This window comes from Pseudomonas synxantha BG33R (assembly GCF_000263715.2).
Taxonomy (GTDB): Bacteria; Pseudomonadota; Gammaproteobacteria; order Pseudomonadales; family Pseudomonadaceae; genus Aquipseudomonas; species Aquipseudomonas synxantha_A.
On sequence record NZ_CM001514.1, the window covers coordinates 706,765 to 724,075 of the forward strand.

Annotated in this window: 8 protein-coding genes; 4 read left to right on the forward strand and 4 right to left on the reverse strand. The window is 59.0% G+C overall.

Features of this window, described 5'->3' with window-relative positions; genetic code table 11:
* The first annotated feature begins 111 nt into the window (after positions 1 to 111).
* From PSEBG33_RS23855 to PSEBG33_RS23845, 4 genes are all read left to right on the forward strand, one after another.
* Positions 112 to 4,698, forward strand: a complete 4,587-nt coding sequence (locus PSEBG33_RS23855; RefSeq protein WP_087945217.1) for a DUF4329 domain-containing protein — start codon at positions 112 to 114, stop codon at positions 4,696 to 4,698.
* 168 nt (positions 4,699 to 4,866) lie between these two features.
* Entirely contained in the window at positions 4,867 to 5,439 is a 573-nt protein-coding gene (locus PSEBG33_RS26830) for a DUF4329 domain-containing protein (RefSeq protein ID WP_032803231.1), read from the forward strand.
* A gap of 76 nt (positions 5,440 to 5,515) precedes the next feature.
* Positions 5,516 to 6,364: a hypothetical protein gene (locus PSEBG33_RS23850; protein ID WP_032803233.1), complete on the forward strand. Its 849-nt coding sequence runs from the start codon at positions 5,516 to 5,518 to the stop codon at positions 6,362 to 6,364.
* 66 nt (positions 6,365 to 6,430) lie between these two features.
* Positions 6,431 to 12,334, forward strand: a complete 5,904-nt coding sequence (locus tag PSEBG33_RS23845; protein WP_005784345.1) for a DUF4329 domain-containing protein — start codon at positions 6,431 to 6,433, stop codon at positions 12,332 to 12,334.
* A 2-nt stretch (positions 12,335 to 12,336) separates the two neighbouring features.
* Here the strand turns inward: PSEBG33_RS23845 and PSEBG33_RS23840 are convergent, their stop codons facing one another.
* Genes PSEBG33_RS23840 through PSEBG33_RS23825 form a run of 4 tightly spaced genes read right to left on the reverse strand, consistent with a single transcriptional unit; the run spans position 12,337 to position 17,184 of the window.
* A complete protein-coding gene (locus PSEBG33_RS23840; RefSeq protein WP_005784347.1) occupies positions 12,337 to 13,347 on the reverse strand; it encodes a FecCD family ABC transporter permease in 1,011 nt (336 codons plus the stop codon).
* Complete coding sequence (locus PSEBG33_RS23835; protein WP_005784349.1) at positions 13,344 to 14,291, reverse strand: ABC transporter substrate-binding protein; 948 nt, start codon at positions 14,289 to 14,291, stop codon at positions 13,344 to 13,346. The genes PSEBG33_RS23840 and PSEBG33_RS23835 overlap by 4 nt, the downstream gene beginning before the upstream one ends.
* Positions 14,288 to 15,076 (reverse strand): ABC transporter ATP-binding protein, encoded by a 789-nt coding sequence (locus PSEBG33_RS23830; RefSeq protein ID WP_005784351.1) that lies wholly within the window; start codon positions 15,074 to 15,076, stop codon positions 14,288 to 14,290. The genes PSEBG33_RS23835 and PSEBG33_RS23830 overlap by 4 nt, the downstream gene beginning before the upstream one ends.
* The gene (locus tag PSEBG33_RS23825; RefSeq protein ID WP_005784353.1) at positions 15,076 to 17,184 is read right to left on the reverse strand and encodes a TonB-dependent receptor; all 2,109 of its coding nucleotides are present in this window, start codon (positions 17,182 to 17,184) and stop codon (positions 15,076 to 15,078) included. The genes PSEBG33_RS23830 and PSEBG33_RS23825 overlap by 1 nt, the downstream gene beginning before the upstream one ends.
* Positions 17,185 to 17,311 lie beyond the last annotated feature (127 nt).

Sequence of the window (17,311 nt, forward strand, 5' to 3'; positions counted from 1 at the left end):
AAAAAGGGCGCAGGCATAGATATGCAGCGCTAGCGTCACGCAGGAGCGTTCCAGGATGAGGCCACCAGGCGCGCCTTTTGTGCCTTGGACCTTCTTGCCAGCGAGTACCTTATGGACACAATTGCCGTCACCCCAAGCCATCCTGTTGAATTGCCTCCCCTGAGCCCACCTTTTATCAGTGCCGACGACGCCGCGTATTGGGCGCACCGCCGTATCCGCCATACCGTGGAATGGGAGTACGGCGGGGTGATACTGCAGGACAAAGAGGGGCTTTTCCGCGCGACCGAACCTCGCCACGGCGAGATGCCTCGGTTCTATTTTGAAACGGTGTTATCAGCAGATAAGTCTGGGCATCCCGTTGCACCCAAGGGGTTCAAAGTAGTTGCGATTTACCACTCACATCAGTTCGTACATGAGCAGATGCGCAGCACAGGCTTGTCGGACTCGCAGGTGCGATTCCTCCTCGGTTCGTTCACCTCTTCGGAAATGCTGTTTAACATCGCCATGGGTGAGTCGGTGCCGGTCCATTATCTGTCGGGGCCGGATGGGTCCTTGATCAAGTATGTCGCCAGCGGCAATGCCGTCGAGCAGGTCTTGCACGACCAGTTGGTGCAAGAATGGAATGGCCAGGCGCCTCGGCACTACAAGTTTGTGCATTCGTTTATCCTTGAATGCGCCGCCGCAGGTGAGCTGTGGGTGGTGGTGGCCACTGATGAGTGGGGCGGCGTACGGGGCAGGGTCCCCTCGACCTGGGCGCCTGGCACTGCCGTGACGTCAAAAGTTGAAGCGTTACCGTTGTGTACTCGGGTGTATGCACTAGCCGAAAAGGCGGCCACGGTGGCCTTGGACGATAGGGCTGCAGCCGGGCCAGGGGTCAGCGGCTTTATTCTCAAGTGTGCTCAAGGTTATGTCGCCACCTGGCCGGTGCAGGCAGCGCAACCTTGGTTTCTTCTGAAGGCGTTGTTTCCAGCCCAGGCCAGTGGCGGGGTCAGCTTGCCTGAGCATTGCTTTGTGCAGGGCGCTTACGCCACTGTGCCGGCCGTTCAGGAGGTTGCGCCCGCCGTGCCGCAACCGTGGCTGTACAAAGTGATGTTTTCGGCGTCGCAGTTGGCGGCGGGGATTGGTCAGCTTCGAGCCAATACCGGCGTGCGTAACGACGATTACCCGACGAGCCTGTATTTTCAAACCAGTGACCATGCTTTGTTGCGGTATACCCTTCGTGGTTCGCAGCAGGAGACGACGTTGTTTGTCGAGGATCCTCAGGGCGTATTCAAAGACGATGGCAGCGAAGAACACATGCGTACTGGCGTATTGTCGGCGCACGACTATGTGTTGCGGGTTGCCGGGATTGGAGCGCTTGAGGTCCTGCGTACCAGTAATGTCTGGGATGAAAAGGCGATCCTGACGTCAGGCTGGAAGCCCTACTCCAATAGGCAGCCGCCGCTGAGCCCCGCCTTTGTGACGGCTGATGATGCGGCCAGGTATGCCCATGGGCAACTGGATTACCGTCGTCTGTCCAACTGCGCTGCGCTGATTCTCCAGCGCGATGATCAACGTTTTGTCGTCACTGAACCTGTCAGCACAAACCAGCCGCGTTTTGCACTGGATGCGGTCTACCCGTTGGACGCCCAGGGCGAGCCGATCATGTTGACGGCAGGCTGCCGACTGTACGCCCTGTTCTGCGCCAGAATACAGCCTGATGCGGCTCAGAGCCTGCGTGACAACGAGGCTCGGGTCGCAGCGCAAATGTTCATGGACACCGATATTTATACGCTGCTCTCAAATCACAAGGTGGTTGCGCGCGCCTACCTTTCAGGTTCGGTAAACAGTTTGCTGGCCTATACATCGCAAGCGCTTGAGTCGTATACCGAACGCGAGTTGCTGGAGCGGGTAACGCCTTCGGCCGGTAGTAGCACCGTGGCGCGAGAGCTATCGCAAGGCATGCTTGTGCCCAGTGCCTTTGTGCGTGAGCAGGCTTACCTGGGACGGTTGCGCGTGGTACTTGCCAACCCACTCTGGGGCCCGGTAGGCGATTTGCCCGAAGACTGGGAGCCTGCGCTGGGCACTGACGCGTCGCGCCTGCCTGAAACACCCCTGTTGGGCCCGGTGTTTGCCTCGGCAACGGAGGCGGTGCGGGACGCGCATGAACGCACCCTGGATCGCTATGGGCGCAGCCCTGTTGGCCTGGGTGTGGTGCTGCGGCATCGAACCCTGGAGCAGTACGCGGTAACGCAGAGTGTGTCGGCCGAGTTACTCGACCAGTTGCTGTATACCTGCCGTTTTGGCGAGCCGCTGCAGCAGGTGGGGTTTGAAGTTGACAGCTTTTACGCATCCACCGTGCGTTTGCCGGAGGATGTGTCGGCCTCCGGGCGTTGGTTGGCTCGCCATTTCATCGCGCCTGACGATCTGCACGCAGCCCTTTACGATAACGTCGGTGTCCGACGGTTACCGCTGTCGCAGCGGCTGGTGGTGCATATCGCAACGCTGGAAGGGGCTATGTTGGCGTATGAAGCCGGCACCCGTGATGGGGTGTTTGGCACCGATACGAAGCTGGGCCTGTCGACCCTCAAGCGCGGGCTCGACAGCACTGAGATATCCACCACCAATTTTGTCTCGCGGGTGGCCGGCAGCGGGCAGCTACACGTGATCCTGGAGAGTGAATGCTGGAGCACGCCAGGCAAGGTGGATGCGCACTGGGTGCCGTTTTTACGGGTATTGCGTCGCCGTCTGAGCCCGGCCTTTTCCCGTGCCGACGATGCAGCACGTTATGCCTCGATGCGCCTGGGCGCGAGACGGGACAAGGTCTATGGCGGCTTGATCCTCAGATCAAGTGCAGGCCTGTTCGTCGCCACCGAGCCCTTGGTGGTACACGTCGAAAACTTCGATGTGCAGTGGGTTCGCTCAAACGAGTTGGTGGCTAAGGGGTTGTTCCTGGGAGGCAGTACCGTGGTGGCTTTTTATCATAGCTGCAGTGCATACGAGCCGCAGTTTCCGACCACCGATACGCAATGGAACGTATACCGCAATATGTTCTCCACTGCGTTTGTGACGCAGGTGCTCAGGGAGCGGGCCCGGGATGCAACATCCAGCCCCCGTATTGACTACTTGATGTGTAACGACGGTGCGCTGCTGCGTTATCGTTTCGATGGCGGCGCGAGGCAACTGGCGTTGGCGGCCGAACTCAACCTGGCCTCTGCTCAAGCGCAATGGCATCGGTACAACCCGATTGAAGAACAGATTCGTGACTGCACCCTGCAACCTGAAGAGTGGGTCAATCGGTTGGCTTATGCGGGGGAACTGGTTGTACTGCAAGGCAGTGAACTATGGGGGCCGTCGCGCACCGTGACTGTCCTCAGGGCATACTCCCAGGCGCTGGAAATGATCGCTGGTGTGCCGGCGCAAGCGGATGCAGGGTTGAGCCCGCTGTTCACCCAGCCATTGGATGTCGCACGCTATGTGCATCGCCTGAGTCCGGAACGCGATCACTTGGCGTTCGGTTTTATTCTCAAGTCCCCGAATCAGGCGCATTTTGTGGGGACGCTGCCGTTGCCCCTGCACGATGCCGAAGGCTTTAAGCTCAACCATGTATTTGTTGAGGGGAAGTTGCCTCAAGGGTTCACCGTCTATGGTGTCTACCTGCGTGCCCGCGTGCTGCCACAGGCCGGAGATTCAAGCCCGTCCGCTCATTTTTTCTGGCCACTGGACTTGTTAAAAGGATTGGCGGCGGCTGAGTACGGCCGTGTGCCTCTTTATCTTTCATGTGCCGATGGCGCGCTGCTGATGCTTGACACCACCCGGCCGGCTGCCGAGCTGGCCACCGTGGAGGCAGCATCCCGTTACGGCGGTGAACTGCACAGCGGAGCCGTGCCGCTGCTGCACTACATTCGCAAGGTCGCCGCAGGCAACAAGCTAAGGGTATTGCTGGGCAGCCCATTCTGGTTCGAAACCACCTGGGTCACCGCGCAATGGGTGCCGTACAAGGCGACGCCTGTGTCTCCCTACCATGACTTTCGTTTAGCCTTGAGCCCGGTTTTCCTGCATTCGGACGATGCCGCGCGTTATACGCAACATCTGGTCGGCCCCTACAAAGGGAACGATTACCTGGGGGCGATTCTTGAAGATGTGCTAAGGCGTGCCTATGTAGCCGTCGAGCCTTTGGTAGACAACGACGCCAACGCCGTTCCCAGTGCCGAGGAGCGCCTTTTCTGGAAGCCCAGCAGAATCTCGACCAGCGACCACAATGTGCCGCTTCCCGAGTACCCGGACGGGCACCGTATTGTCATGACCCATCAGTTTTACAAATCCGACTTTGCCCAGAGCAAGAACGACCCTTCCAAGTCACTGGGGGTCAACTTCATTTCCTGGATTTATATCTGGCGATACACCCGCGGCCTGAGAGGGTATTTCGACGTTCAGAATTACTACCTGTCGACACGCGACGGCGGGTTGTTACGGTACACCCCGGATTTCAGCGTCGACTCGCGGGAGGAGACGATGGTCCATCAGTTCGAACACATAGGTGCGTATGAGGCCCGCGAGATGCTGGAACTGATGACGCCTTACAGAACGTTGAACGTGGTGCGTGCTGGCAGTTTCTGGACACGAAAAGGCTTGATTGAGGGCGCTCCCCGTGCCATGGCTCTCCCGGAGCAGACGAAGCAAGACGATGGTTTTCATCGAGAGAAGGATGAGTTTTAACCACGCGGTTCGGGGCTCGTGTCGGGCTGCCTCCGGCTGAGCCGCGAGCCTAAGGCTGTTTATCGGCGGTGCTGGCTTCTGTCAATGCGATAACTATGTTGTGCCTGCTGGACCTTGCGAGGGTTGAAGATTTCCAGCTTCTTTCAATCGTTTTCAGGGAGTTTCACAATGATGGATGACGCACATCCCTTGGGGTCACCTGCACCGCCGCTTCCACCCCTCAGCCCCGCATTTGTCAGTGCCGATGATGCCGCGTATCGGGCGCATGAGCGAATAGGCGAGCGACGTGACAGAGAATATGGAGGGGCGATTCTCAAGCGCGGCAACCGTTACTTCGCGACCACCCCGATCCCGGGTGCATCTGCATCTTTTGTTCCGGCCGATGTCTGCGCCGTGGGGGATGACGGCAAGCTCATCCTCCCGGCAGGTTACTCCTGCATGGCGTTCTACCACTCCCATCCTTATGGAAATAACAAGTTCGACGTCGGAACCTGGACAACTGATCAGCGCACGATCATTCGCGGGATTTTTTCGCGTACTGACATGGAGTACATCATCCGGCTGCGTAGCGTGGCAGCGGCGCATTACTTGTCCGGGCCTGAAGGTTCCCTCCTCAAGTACGTGACCAGCCGTTCACCCAAGGAGCTGGAACTTCTAAACTTAATTGTAGAAAACACAGGCCAGTATATTGATGTATTCGAAGAGTACATTCCGATGTTGGCCGAAGCCGGCGAGTTGTGAGGATGTACACACGGCCCTGGCCAGCGGGTTGTTGAACCCCAGGGATTTCGTCGTCAAAGTTGCAACGCTATGTTGGTTGAGTGTGATCGAGCCCAATGAGGGCTGGGACGAGCAGGGCAAGCTGGGCGTGGACTGGATACCCTATGCCGATTTCATTCGTCGGGCCTTGAGCCCGGCATTCGTCAATACCGATGATGCTGTGCGTTATGCCCAGACTCGGTTGGGTACCTCAGGGCGCTCTATTTATGGCGGACTGCTGCTGCGGCGGGTGGACGGTTTGTTCGTCGCCACCGAGCCCTTGCCGGTGCCGACCGAGAACTTTGATCCGAAATGGATTTTTCCGGATGAAGACGTCCCTCTGGAACAGCTTGCCCCTGGCATGACGATTGTTGCGCGTTACCGTTCGCGTCGGGATACGCAGCCGGGGTTTCTGCTGGAAGGCAGCGAACTGCAACTGCGTGATGGCCAGAAAACACCCAGCGCATTTGTGTGGCAACTCCTCAGCGTCGCATCGATGTCGGTGATTCAGAACAGCGCGCAATGGGGAAACGCGCAGACATTGCGGCGCGGTTGGCTGCCCGGCAATAGCTTTACTGCGCCGCAAAGCGTCGCGTATGCAGCGGCTGACAGGGCCATGGGGCCGGTGTTCGATCACGCGGATGATGCCGCACGTCATGCGCACGAGCAGGCGGGCGAGCGTAGCGAGCTGATGTTGATGTTCGGCTTCCTTCTCAAATCGGCGAAAGGCCAGTGGGCAGCAAGTATGCCGGTCAATGCCGAAGGCCTGCTGTTCCCGCTCAGTCGGGTATTTTTGCGTGGGCAGGTGCCTGTTGGCTTTACTGTCGCGGGACTGTACCTCTGTGCGCCGGCTATCGACACGGCTAACTATCTACATCGTCGGCGGCAGGCCTGCTGTCCAGAATGACGTCAGGTCCGGCTTCTCGATAGGCGTTGAGAACGCTGGCGGATTTGATCATTCAAGGACGTTACCATGACCCTCGACCTATCGCGTGAGAAGCGCGCTGCCCTTCCAGAGCTTGTATTAAAACTGGGTACTCTAAGCCCGGCATTTGTCAGTGCCGATGATACAGCGCGATATGTTCACGAACAGATCGGCAGTCGGCGTACTGTCGAGTATGGGAGTGTCATTCTCCAGCGTTTGGCAGACCAGCGCTTTGTCGCCAGTGAGCCGATTGCAGACAGGGATACCGTATTCAATTGGACGAAATTGCTGGAGCGCGACAGCTCCACCAAAGACTTCTTGCACCCGCCGGGCTACAAAATTGTCGGGTGTCTGCATTCTCATCCCGACCGTATTGCGACGACGCAAAAGCAAAACCCGAAATGGACGTCACAACAGGTCGAAACCTTCGTAAGTTTCTTCTCAGTCGAGGACATGATTTTCCTGCATCAGGAACGCGGCGTGTTTGGTGTCGCCTATTTGTCCGGCCCCAATGGCACATTGCTCAAGTACGAGCACAGTGGTTCCGTCGCCGAGAGTGGTTTTGTGCAATGGCTCGCTACCAATGGCCCCTGGGAATCACCTCATGCGTATGACGGCACCATTGAGGGTCTCTACAAAAAATATGCGTCGGTCGGCCGACTGACCTTTCTTGCTACCAGCTCGGCGTGGGGTGGTTCGTTGGGCGCGGTTCCAGATGATTGGGTGCCTTATGTTCCTTTTGCTTGCGGCCCCGAACAGATCGTTTGTGGGTATCTGCTGGAGACAGAGGAGGCCGCTTGGTCCTATGCTCAAAATCGACTCGATCGCAAACCCACCAGCCAAGGGTTGGTGTTTATTCTGAAAAGTACCCAGGGCAATGAATACCTTGCCTCGATACCTCGGGTTATACCCGCGAACGGACTGCCTCCCGATTATTGGTTCCCGGGCTTGCCGTCAGGCCCTACATTGCCGGCCGGGTTTCATCTGCACGGGTTCTATTTTAATGGAAGGCCCGCCACGCAAGAAGTCCCCACAATACAGAGCTGGCTTTACCAGAATTTTTTCCATCCAGCAGAGTTGTCCCGCTATATCGCCAAGGTTCGTCAATATGGCCTTGAACGGGAGGCGGAATCGGTATTGGGTCTAGTGTTGTATATGCGTACACCCGATGGCGCACTGCTGCAGTACGAATTCTCCGGCTCGCCTGCCGAAACGTTGCTCATGGAACAGGACAAACAGGGGGCAGGTGCCAATGAAAGCCTGCAGGCCCAATTGCTCGCCGGTACGCTAAGCCCGCGACAATACGTTACCCGTGTTGCGGCAGCAGGGTCGTTGTCGGTCGTACAGATCAGCCATATTTGGGATACGGTTGGGGAAGTGGGGCTACAGTGGCGGCCCTTGGCCAAGATGCCAAAGCCGGTGATGAGCCCGGCTTTCATCACGGCCGACGACGCTGCCCGTTGGGCACATGAGGCTATCGGTACGCAGCGCGACCTCGAGTATGGCGGTGTCATTCTCAAACGCGGTTATCGCTACTATGCCACCCACCCTATAGCGGGAAAACGCGTTCAATTCGACCACTGGCGCATGTTGGCAACGGACGATCAGGGCAAGTTCATCGCCCCTGATGATTACGTCGCCGAGGCGTTCTATCACTCCCATCCCGCTGATGCCGAAAACATCAAGGCCCAAATTCCCCACTTCACGGCTGATCAGGTGCAAGTGTTCAACAACTTTTATTCCACTGCTGATCAGCTCTTCAGTTTTGAAAAAAGAACGTTTGCCAAGGTCCACTACTTGTCTGGGCCGGATGATGTACTGCTCAAGTACGTCAGCAGTGGGTCGGAAATTGAAAAAAAATTGGATCTGCAACTGCGTGGTGGCCCCGGTAGGACCAGCAGTGATTTCGAGCATCCCATCAGGATGCTGGCCGAGGCCGGCGAGCTGTGGGTGGTCATTGCTAACCCGGTTTGGGGTGGCGTTCGTGGGCGTATCTCCAAAGGCTGGCGCATCAGGACCCCCGCGACAGCGCAGCAGCAGCAACCCTTTTTCACCGAAGCCTTCTCGCGACCTGAGCATGCCGTGATGCGTGCACTTGTACTCGCCGGCCCCGACGATAGTGGCGCAAAATCTGGATTTGTACTCAAACATACGCATGAAGATATCTACGCAGCGACGCTGGCGGTACCCAAGAGTGAACCGCTGTTTTCGCCTATTGGTATATTCCCCAAACGCCGTGATGGCGGGTTGCGACTGCCTTCTCAATACCGGCTGGAGGCTATCTACTTCAACAGTTGGTACGAGACCAACGACATCTCGGCCCGGGAAACCTGGTTGGCCAGCGCCTTTTTTACGCCGTCGCAGGTGGTGGCCGCTACCCGCCAGGCCCGGGCGACGCTGGCCATCCAGAACCCGGCCCGTGGCTTGAGCCTGTACATGCACGCCTCTGATTCAGCGTTGCTGGCATTCAGAGTGCCCGAGGCCACGGCCACCTCCGAGCTGGTGCAGGAATCCAGCACCGGTGGGCTACACGATAACGGTGCGCAAGCCGGCTTGCTCGATGGCACGCTTAGCCCGCGCACTTATGTACGTCGGGTTATTAGCGCAACCGATCTGTCGGTGGTCCAGGCGGGTGGCCTGTGGCGCCACGTGGGTCCAGTGGATGACCGCCTGCTGGTGCCGTTCTATACGGCGACATTTAGCCGTTCGTTTCTCTCGGAGCGCGACGCGGCGGTGTACGCCCATGAGCAAATCGGCAATCGACGGGATCGTTACTATGGCGGTTACGTGCTCAAAGGCGAAGACGGTCGCTTTGTGATTACCGAGCCTATAGAAAGCAACGACAATCCATTCTTGTACACGCTGTTTTTCCCTGCCAGTCACCGAGGCCCGTTGATCCCACCGGAACCCTATGTGTTGCACGGGCGTTACGGCTCTCACCTCGAACTGTCCATGGCCGACCCGGTACCGATCGTGCGTCGCGGCTGGACACGGGACGAGGCGCTGATCAATCAGCAGGTATTTTCCTGCACTGAAATGTACTCGATTATTCCGGCCGGGCGAGTGGCCTATCTCTCGGCGGCACCGAATTGTTTGTTGGAATACACCCCAAACAAGTCTTCGGCAGAAACGACGCTGCTGGCCAATGTCAGCCCCCAGGCCGGGGACAACAGCCTGCAGCGACGCCTCGATAGCGGGCAGGTCAAACTTGCCGAATGGGTACAGCGACTCGCCGAGGCGGGTGATTTCAGCGTCATCCAGGGCAACCCATTGTGGGGGCCGCGCTCGGTGATCTACGCTAACTGGACGGCCAATTATGTCTATGCCCCAAGGTCCGGCCCACTTGATTATGTCACCCACGGTGCCGTGTTCACCCGTGCCGACGACGCGGCCCGCGACCTTCATGGACGGGTGCATGGGCGTAATTTTCCAGAGGAAGCGTGCTATGCATTTATCCTCAAACACAAGGACAAGGAAGAGTACGTTGCGAGCGAGGTGGTGGGTGCCGCCCGGGACGGTGACCTGTTCAATCGCTTCAACTTTTATAAATTGATAAGCCTGAACGAGTACCAGCTTCCCGATGGCTTTGTACAGCATGGGCTGTTTCGCTCGCAACAATGGGCGCGCGCAGGGCTGAATGCTTCGATCGAGTGGTTAACCCGGTTTTTTGTCACGCCTCAAACGTTATATGCCTCACTTTATGAAGCCAATCGAGGTAGCGCGAAAAGCCTGCCGATTTATTTTTCAACCCTTGATGGTGCGCTGTTGCGTTATGAGCCCGTACCGCTCGACGTAACCGTTGGCGGTGCGGCAGCTATGCTGTTGGATCAGTCTGAGTTGCAATTGAACTCCGGCCAGTTGCAACCCCGTGACTTCATCAGGGCGTGGGCGCCGAACGCCTTCTATGTGGTACGGACCAGCCAGTGCTGGGATGAAAAAGGCGTGGTGGCTAAAACCTGGGCCGGTTACCAGAACTTGACGCCGCGCAGTTTGAGTCCCGCCTTCGCCAACCCTGATGATGCGGCCTGCTACGCAGCGTCTCAAATCAGCCACGGGAGCGGCCGCGCTTATGGCGGGGTGATTCTCAGGCTGGCCGGTGGTCTGTTTGCCTCGACAGCGCCTTTGGCGATACCGCCCCAAGGTTTTGCGCTTAATTGGATTTTTCCGGATCAGTCGGTTGCTGTGGGACTTTATCCGGGGAACAGCACGATTGTGGGGCGATATCGGTCGTTGAAGGATCAGGAGGTGCCGCTGTTGCTGTCCACCACCCAGAAAGCCATCTACCAAAGCATGATACCGAGCGCGGTACTGTCGAGACTGTTGCACCGTGAGGTCCATATCAAGCGTGAATATGTGTTCGGGTTCAATGGATCAATCCTGAGTTACCAACTGTCGGGCTCTGCCGAGGAGTTGCTACTCAAGAAGCGTCTGGCAGCGCTGGATCAGGTCAAGGGTGATTACGGTGACAACAGCGTCGAGCAGCAAATCCGCAGTGGGGCGCTCACGCCGCTGGAATTTGTTACGGTGGTGGCGAAGGCCGGTGAGTTGAGTGTGGTCAAAGGTGACCGGGTATGGGGGCAGCCCAGGCGGATAAGAGGCGAATTTGCGGCGTTTAACACGCCGCCCAATCCTGGGGATATTCGCCAGGTATTGTTCGACTCGCCCTGTGGCCCGATCTTTACCCGGGCGCTCGATGCTGTCCGCTACGCCCAGCGCATGGCGAAGCCGCAAGCCGCTGTATCGTTCGGTTATGTATTCAAGGCGGTGAAAAAATCGCTGTACATGACGACCCTGCCGCTTGTTAGAGAGGAATTTGACGATTTCAGGCGGGTTTTTATCAACGGCCAGTTGCCCCAAGGTTATGTGCTCGACGGCATGTATCTGTGTGCTTCGAATGTGGCGATTGCCCCGGCCAGTGATGAAATGTCGCAGAGATTTTTCGCGCCCCAATACATCGGTAAGGCGCTGAGCTTCCTCTTCTACGCACGCAACGGCAAGGCTCTGGCGCTGTATCTGCTGTGTGCTGATGGTGCGCTACTCAAATACCTGGTGCAAAGGACGGCGTCACTGTACGACTGGACGAGCACCGCGGCCGTTGAACGCACGCAATTGCTCAAAGGTACCCTCACAGTGCGCGACTATGTGCGCCGCCTGGCTGCCAGGGGGAAATTGGATGTCCGTGTGACCAGTGACGTCTGGGGCAGGAAAGAGCGGGTGACGGCGCAATGGGTGCCGAAAAGAGCGCCCCATGCGTTTGCAGACGACCCGCATTTTCATTCGTTCTGTGGGCCGTTGTTTCTTTATCCCGATGATGCGGCGCGTTATGCCCAAGGCCTGGTAGCGCCTTTCCTGGGTAAGCAGTATCTGGGGGCGGTACTGATGCCAGATCAAATCCAAGGCTATGTTGCGATTGATCCGGTGGAGGATCAGGGCACCGCAGGGGCAAGTACGCGAGAACTGTTGTTCTGGATTGATCATGCCGGGTTCGATGTACCCGCCAGCAATGCACTGAGCACCTACAAGATCGCTGCCGTGCAGGCGTTCTACAAAGCGATGCCTTCGACATCCAGCCGTGGGTCTAAGGGTCAACGACTGTTGAACAACTTCCTTTCCAAGGATGACCTGCGCGACTATCTCTCGGTGATCAAGAGCAATGCGCCCGATGCCAAGAGTTGCTACTTTTCCAGTCAGGGCGGCGCCCTGCTTAAGTACGTACCGACGTTCACATCGGCTGAAACCATCTTGCTCGGCCCAGGTGATGCACCAGACCCCTGTTCGCTGATCCTTCGATTGCGGTCTCAGGGCAGCCTGTCGGTGTTGGTTGTCGACGCTTTCTGGACACGCTTGGGCGTAGTGGGTAACGAGTGGAACTGCACGCCAGAGCCGTCCGATTCGCCAATCAGCGAGTTCTGGTATGAACGGAACAATAAACGGGACAGGATTGAACTCTGACTTCAACGCTTACGCATCAATCCGATAAAAAATAACCCGCCGATCGCTGCCGTGGCCACGCCAATCGGCAAGTCTTCGGGAGCAATCAAGGTGCGCGCGGCCACATCGACCCACACCAGGAACACGCTCCCCAGCAGCACGCATACCGGCAGCAAGCGTCGGTGCTCGGCACCCACCAGGCGCCGGGCGATGTGCGGCACCATCAGCCCGACAAAGCCGATGGAGCCGCTGATGGACACCAGCACGCCGGTCATCAGCGACGCAATCAGGAACACCTTGAGCCGCACGTTGCGTGCGTTCAGGCCCAGGGTCACGGCGGTCTGTTCGCCGGCCATCAGGGCATTGAGCGCACGGGCCATGCCCAGCAGCAGGGCCAGCCCGAGCAGGATGGTGGCGGTAGGGACCGCCAGCAGTTCCCAGCGCGCCAGCCCCAGCCCGCCGAGCATCCAGAACATCACCGCCGAGGCGGCGCGGTGGTCACCCATGAACAGCAGCAGGTTGGCCACCGCCATCATCACGAATGACACCGCGACACCACACAGCAACAGGCGATCACTTTCCAGGCGGCCGTTGCGACTGGCTACGGCCAGCACCACCAACATGCTCAGCAGCGCACCGATAAACGCGGCGAGGGGCAAGGTCAGCAGGCCGATGATTTCACCCACATGCACCACCACGATCACCGCGCCGAGGGTGGCACCGGAGGTCACACCGAGCAGATGCGGGTCGGCCAGCGGGTTGCGTGTGACCGCCTGCAGTACTGCGCCAATCAGTGCCAGCCCGGCGCCCACCAGCGCCCCCAGTAGCATACGCGGCACACGGATCAGCCAGACGATATGTTCCTGGCCCACACTCCAGTCCACCACACCCAAGCCGAACACCTTGTTCAGCAAAATTCGCCCTACCACGTCCACTGGCACCCGCGCCGAACCGAACCCCAGGGAGATCACGCAGGAGACCAGCAACAAGGCACCCAGGGCGCTCAATAACAGGACGTAGTGACGGGTGATCATTCGCCGTGAAACCCCTTGGCCAGGGTTTCAACCGCTAGCACGTTGTCGATGCTTGGTGTGGCTTGCATATAGGGGATCACGATGAAGCGCTGGTGCTTGATGGCGTCCACTGATTGCAGTGCAGGGTGGTCAAGCAGGAACTGTTTCTTCTGTTCGGCGGTGACCTCGCTGTAGTCAACAATCACGATGACTTGTGGGTTGCGCTCAACGACGGTTTCCCAGTTGACCCGGGTCCAGCTAGCGTCGATGTCATCGAGGATGTTGCGCCCGCCGGCGGCGTCGATCAGAGCCTGGGGCATGCCCAGGCGGCCCGAGGTCATGGCGCGGTCTTCGCCGCTGTCGTAAAGGAACACCCGTGGCTTGTCGGCGGGCAGGTTTTTTTGCACCTCGGCCACTTGCGCCTGCATCTGGGCGATAAGGGTATTGGCGCGATCCTGCACGTCGAAGATCCTGCCCAGGTTGCGCAGGTCGTTATAGGTATCGTCGAGGCTTGCGGCTGGGCGCTTCATCACAAACGCACACGACTCGGTCAACTCATACACATTGATGCCCAAGGGTTGCAGGGTGTGCGGTGTGAGGTCGCCGCCCACGCGCATACCGTAATCCCAGCCAGCGAAGAAGAAATCCACGTTGGCGTTGAGCAGGGTTTCCACCGACGGGTACTTGCTCGCCAGTTCCGGCAGGCCGTCGAGGAGCGCGGCCATTTGCGGCGGTACTGACTTCCAACCGGTCACGCCGCTGTAGCCGGCCATGCGTGGCTTGAGGCCCAGGGCGAGCATCATCTGGGTCATGTTGATGTCGTGGCTGACCGCGTGTTGTGGGGCTTGCTGGAAGGTCACGTCGCGGTTGCAACTTTTGATGGTCAGCGGGTATCGGGTGCTTTCGGCGAGAGCATGGGCCGTGCCGAGCAACAGAGGCAGAGACAGCAGGACGCGCAGGATCATGGTTGGGTTATCCAGGTGATTCGGGGGTAGCCGTCCAAGGGGTGAGTGTCGATCAAGGCCTCGACGCCAAACACGTCGCGCAGCAACGCGGCCGTCAGCACTTCGTGGGGCGTGCCGCTGGCGACGATGCGCCCGTGGTTGATCACGTACAGGCGATCACAGAAGGCGGCGGCCAGATTGAGGTCGTGGATGCTGGCCAGGGTGCCGATGTTCAAACGCCTGACCAGTCTGAGCAACTCGAGTTGATAACGCGGATCGAGGTGGTTGGTCGGCTCGTCGAGGATCAACAGTCGCGGTTGCTGGGCCAGGGCGCGGGCAAGGATGACGCGCTGTTTTTCACCGCCGGACAAGGTCGCGAAGGCATGGTCTTCGAAGCCATGCATGCCCACCGATTCCAGCGCTTGAAGGATCAGTTGCTGGTCGTGCAGTGTGTCGCTGTCGAACAAACCCTTGTGGGGTGTGCGCCCCATGGCGACCACCTCATCCACGCGTAAGCCGAAGGTATCGGGAAACTCCTGCAGCACCACAGCGATGCGTTGCGCGCACCACTTTGCGCTTTGCTTCCAGACATTCTGGTGCGCAAGCGATACATCACCGTGCTCTGGCCGGGTGAACCGATAGGCGCAGCGCAACAGGCTGGTCTTGCCACTGCCGTTAGGTCCGATCAGCCCGACAAACTCCCCGGCACCGACGCGCAGGCTGGCGTCACGCAGTTGGAACTGGTGATGGCAGTGGTTGTGGCCGGGTGGAGTCCAAGCCAGGTCGGTGAGGGTAAGTGAGGTCATTAGAAGGTGTAGTCCGCGGTAATGAACATGGAGCGAGGTACACCCAGAATCCACTGCTGCCCCTCGTTGTACTGGCTGACCGCATAAGTGCGATCGAACAGGTTATTGAGTTGCAGGCCCAGCGTGGTGTCGCGCATAGCTTTCCACGACAACGTGGCATCGACCACGGTATAGCTCGGCAGCTCGCTCTGGTTGGCCATATCGGCATAGCGCGCGTCGACGTAACGCACACCGGCAGCGGCACGCACGTTGTCGGTCACGGCCTTGCTCAGCCACAGGTTGGCGGTGCGGCGCGGAACGTCCACCGGGCGGTTGCCGTCGCGGGAGACCTGTACGCCGTCGATGTCTTGTTTGAAGTTGTCGTACTGCGCCCGCACGATGGCGGCGTTGGCTTGCAACTGCCAGGCGTGGGGCAGTTGCAGGTCGAGGCTGGCTTCCAGGCCGTTGGAGGATTGTTGGCCGACTTGCTGCTTGAAGTCCGGCTCCCCCGGCACATCCGTCAGCAGCTTCTTTTTGACGATGTGGTAGGCGGCGAGGGTCCATTCTCCGCGGGCATCCCAGAACGCCTGTTTGATGCCGACCTCGGTCTGCTTGGCGGTAGACAGGTCGAACTGTTGCTGGCTCGGGCTCAGGGAGATCAGCCCGCCGACGCCGTCGGTGCTGGTGGCGTACTGGCCGTAGACCGAGGTGTCCGGGGTGATCGCGTAGACCAGGCCGGCTTTCCAGTTATTGCCGGTGAGGGTTTTGTCGGATTGGCCGCCAGTGCGCAGGTCGTCGCGGTCGATATGCGCGTAGTCGCGGCGGATACCGGTGATCAGCGTGAGTTGGTCGGTCAACTGCAAGCGGTTTTCAGCAAAACCTGCGAAGGTTTTGGTCGTAGTGGAAAACACCGGCTTGAACGGGTCGTTACTGGCAAACGGCGTGGGCGTTGGGTGATACAGGTCGATGGGTTGGCCGCCGGTAAAGCTGTCTTTAAACGGCGTGTTGCTCGCCAGGCGAAAGCGGATGCGGTTGTATTCCACGCCCGCTACGGTCTGGCTATCGAGGCCGAACAGGGTGTGCTTGAAGGTGAAGGTCTGGCGGTCGCCCACCTGTTCCTGATCGTGCTTGATACCGAAGTTGCCGCTGCGGGTCAGCTGGCCGTTGGTGAAATTGTAGTTCTCGGCGTTCTGCCAGCGACGCTGGTTTTTCAGGTAGTACAGCTCATTGGTGGCGCTGACGTTGTCGTTGAGTTGCCACTCGCTGGTCAGGCGCGTCCACTGGTCGTTGTAGTGCTGGGTGTCGTTGCTGACGTTGTAGTTCTTGTCGCGCAGGCCCTTGTGCAACTGGCCGTTGACCAGGGGTGTGCCGAAGTAGTTTTGTGGGCGCTGATCACCGTAGTCGCTGGCCAGGGTGAAACTCAGGTTGTCGGCTGGTTGCCAGCGCAGGGCGCCGCTGACGAAATCGCTGCTGGAATCGCCACGGTCGATGAAGCCGTTGCTGCGCAGGCGGTTGAGGTTCAAGCGGTAGCTCAAGGTGTCGGTCAGCGAGCCGCCGCTGTCGAGGGCTTGCTGCTGGCGGTCGTAGGAGCCGTAGCCAAGGCGGATATGGTTTTCGATCTCGCCCGCGAAGGGTTTTTTCGAGATCGTGTTGATCACTGCGCCGGTGGCGCCTTCGCCGTACAGCACCGAGGCCGGGCCGCGCAGCACGTCCACCCGCTCCACTGCCCAGCTGTCCACCGGGAAGGTCGAGGTGCCCATGCCGGTGTACATGCGGTTGCCGTCGTACAGCTGCATCACCGAGCTTTGGCCGGTAAAACCACGGGCCTGCAACGAGGTGCCGCCGTCGCCCGGCGTGCCGGTGCGGCTGATGCCGGTGGCGCGGGAGATGGCGTCCTGCACGCTGGCGTCGCCACGTTCGCGGATCTGGGCGCCGGTCTGGCTTTCAACGCTGCCGGGGGTTTGCAGCGCTGTGAGATTCAGGCGAGAACCGGCGGTGGTCGGGGTGTTGAGGTCAACGCGCTCACTATCCACTGCCGGTGCGGTAATGGGGCTGGCGGGCAGGGTCAGGGCCTGGGCGTTGGTATGCAGGGCGAGCAGGCACAGGCCGCTCGCAAGGTAGTTGTTCATCGGTCGATCAGTCGCTTCTTGAGAGGTACTCGCCGCAGGGTGCGGCGAGCAACGATAGCGCAGAAAGTGTTATAAGTTAACACTTATCGGCTGCGGGGCAAAAGTCTGCGCAAGGCTACACAAGCCC

Bases quoted from the DNA above. Each gene is read 5' to 3' on its own strand.
- PSEBG33_RS23855 (WP_087945217.1), top strand. From the start codon at position 112: ATGGACACAATTGCCGTCACCCCAAGCCATCCTGTTGAATTGCCTCCC.
- PSEBG33_RS26830 (WP_032803231.1), top strand. From the start codon at position 4,867: ATGATGGATGACGCACATCCCTTGGGGTCACCTGCACCGCCGCTTCCA.
- PSEBG33_RS23845 (WP_005784345.1), top strand. From the start codon at position 6,431: ATGACCCTCGACCTATCGCGTGAGAAGCGCGCTGCCCTTCCAGAGCTT.
- PSEBG33_RS23840 (WP_005784347.1), bottom strand. From the start codon at position 13,347: ATGATCACCCGTCACTACGTCCTGTTATTGAGCGCCCTGGGTGCCTTG.
- PSEBG33_RS23835 (WP_005784349.1), bottom strand. From the start codon at position 14,291: ATGATCCTGCGCGTCCTGCTGTCTCTGCCTCTGTTGCTCGGCACGGCC.
- PSEBG33_RS23830 (WP_005784351.1), bottom strand. From the start codon at position 15,076: ATGACCTCACTTACCCTCACCGACCTGGCTTGGACTCCACCCGGCCAC.
- PSEBG33_RS23825 (WP_005784353.1), bottom strand. From the start codon at position 17,184: ATGAACAACTACCTTGCGAGCGGCCTGTGCCTGCTCGCCCTGCATACC.